This is a genomic window from Ferrovibrio sp., assembly GCF_029255545.1.
Taxonomy (GTDB): Bacteria; Pseudomonadota; Alphaproteobacteria; order Ferrovibrionales; family Ferrovibrionaceae; genus Ferrovibrio.
The window spans coordinates 77,327-79,710 of record NZ_JANLJJ010000018.1; the positions used below are offsets into that span (position 1 = coordinate 77,327).

The window sequence follows — 2,384 nt, forward strand, 5'->3', positions numbered from 1 at the left end:
GGCCGTCATCCGTATCGGCCGGGACCGTGCGGGTCGAATGGAGTCAATGACTTGTTCAGGTCTTGCGCTTCAATCCAAGCAGCCTGAAGGCCAGCGGCGCGGCGATCACCACCACGGCGATGCGGAAGACATGCATCGAGGACACGATGGCGACCTCGACGCCAAGCGCCAGGGCCACCAGGCTCATTTCCGCCAGGCCGCCAGGCGAGAGCACCAGCATCACGGCCTCCGAGGCGAGGCCGTTCAGGCGCGAAAAGCCGATGGTCATCAGCACGCTCACCGCCAGCATCAGGGCGGTGGCGGCCACCGCCAGCCGGGCGATGCGGCCGACTTCACGCAGGGGCGTGTTGACAAAACGCACGCCCAGCGCGGCCCCCATCGCCACCTGGGCCACCGCGACCAGTTCCGGCGGCGGCTGGGCGCTGGAAAAGCCGGCCAGATGCACGGCGCCAGAGACCAGCATCGGGCCGACCAGGCGCGCCGCCGGTATGCGCAGCTTGTCGGCGACCAGCCAGCCGATGATGCCGCAGCCAAGCAGCAGCAGGCCTTCCTTCAGCGGCATGTCGGCCAGATGCACGCCAGGCGCCATCGGCGGCACGTTCAGGTTCTCGACGAAGCGGAAATAGACCGGCACGGTCATCACCACCATGAACACGCGGATCGCATGGGTCATGATGATGCTGCGGGCGTCGCCACCATAATGCTCGCCCAGCATGGTCATTTCCTGCAGGCCGCCCGGCGTGGCCGAGAAGTAGCTGGTCACCGGATCGAGCTTGCCGAGCTTGCGAAACACCCAGTAGCACAGGGTTGTGGTGAGGGGCACATAAACCAGCATCAGGATGATCAGGTCGAGCCATTCGCCGGCGCGGTCGATCATGTCCGGCTTGAAGGCGCTGCCCAGCATCACGCCGATCACCGCGACCATCAGTTCGCGCAGCCTGGCATGCACCGTCAGCGGCAGCCGTTTGCCACCGCCAGCCAGGGCAACCACGGCGACCAGGAACATGCTGCCCAGCATCCAGGCTAGCGGCATGCGCAGGTAGAGGAAAATCGCGCCGCCGACGGCGCCGATCAGCAGCGCCGGCAGGCTGGCCAACAGGGCGCGCGGCGTGGTCACGCTGTGATGTAGCGGCCCAGACGCACGGCGGTCTGGCCGGGTTTGAGGCGTTTGGTCGGCATGATCAATACGCAGTCGTCATAAGGCGTGCGAATCGCCTTGCTGCCGTCATGGGCAATCACGGTGCCGGCGGCCGGGATGGCTTCCAGTCCGGTATAGCTCTGCTCGAAGCGGAAACCGTCGGTCTCGATGGTGATGGCATCGGTCACCTCGACGAAGCGCTGCGGCGGTGGCGCGCCCTGCACGCCATGGCCGGCCAGGTAGGCGGCATCGGCCATGCCGGCATGATGCAGGAAGCGCAGCATGGTCTCGATCGCCACGCCGCGGCTTGATTGCTCCCAATGCTGGCCGCATTCGACCAGCAGGGCATTCTTCTCGCTGGCAGGATCGCCGAAGCCACCATAGTCGCGCATGCGCAAACCGGCCTTGTGGCCGTTATCGGCGACCACGGTGGCGGGCACGCCGATCGCGGCGGCGAAACGACGGCCCTTGGCCAGCGGGCCCGACAGCATCAGCGGCGGCGAGGGCTGCTGCATCGAATGCAGGTCGAGCAGCAGGTCGGCCTCGGCGATTAGCGGCTCGATCTCGCGGGCGCGGTCGAGTTCGACCGAACGGCGGTTGCCATCCAGCGTGTTCGCGTCCCAGACCCGATTCATGTCTTCGTCGACGAAACGCGAGGCGGTCGGCTCGTTCGGGTCGAAGCGCAGATAGGCGGCGACGTTGCAGAAGACCAGGGTCAGCTTGCCGCGGGCGGGCCGGAACTTCTCGCGCAGCAGGAGGTCCAGGGCATGGGCTCCGCAGACCTCGTTGCCATGCACCAGCGCGGTGATCGCCGCATGCGGGCCGGGCAGACCGGAATCGAAGGCATGGGCATAGGGAATGCCGGTATTGCCTTCGCGGTAATGAGAAATCGGGATCGGCAGCAGGGGATTGGGTGGCAGGGCTGACATCGGTCCGTGCTGATAAGGAATCGAAACTGTCTATGGGGACCTTTTATAGCCCCATATCTTGGCCGAAGCCCAGCCATCAGCGACAGGTTGAGGCCGCAGTTGAGGAAAATTCAGCCTGGCGTCGCGGCCTGGACCGGCACCGCGCGCAGCATCGCCACGCGATTGGCGACATCCAGCCCGGCGGCCCGCTGACGCGCGATCAGCATGCGCAGATCTGGCCCGATCTCCGCCGCCGACATGGGCCTGAACCCCAGCCGGGCATAATACGGCGCGTTCCATGGCACTTGGCGGAAGGTGGTCAGGCTCAGGGCCGTCAG

At 66.2% G+C, this 2,384-nt stretch carries 2 protein-coding genes and 1 pseudogene; all 3 read right to left on the minus strand.

Translation table 11 applies throughout. The features are described 5' to 3' along the window. Positions 1 to 55: 55 nt before the first annotated feature. A complete protein-coding gene (locus Q1J79_RS02945) occupies positions 56 to 1,117 on the minus strand; it encodes an AbrB family transcriptional regulator (RefSeq protein WP_300296290.1) in 1,062 nt (353 codons plus the stop codon). Beyond that, complete coding sequence (locus tag Q1J79_RS02950; RefSeq protein ID WP_300296293.1) at positions 1,114 to 2,067, minus strand: succinylglutamate desuccinylase/aspartoacylase family protein; 954 nt, start codon at positions 2,065 to 2,067, stop codon at positions 1,114 to 1,116. The genes Q1J79_RS02945 and Q1J79_RS02950 overlap by 4 nt, the downstream gene beginning before the upstream one ends. Before the next feature lie 110 nt (positions 2,068 to 2,177). Further along, a pseudogene (locus tag Q1J79_RS02955) lies at positions 2,178 to 2,384 on the minus strand (hypothetical protein); the annotation flags it as partial.

Bases quoted from the DNA above. Each gene is read 5' to 3' on its own strand.
- Q1J79_RS02950 (WP_300296293.1), bottom strand. From the start codon at position 2,067: ATGTCAGCCCTGCCACCCAATCCCCTGCTGCCGATCCCGATTTCTCAT.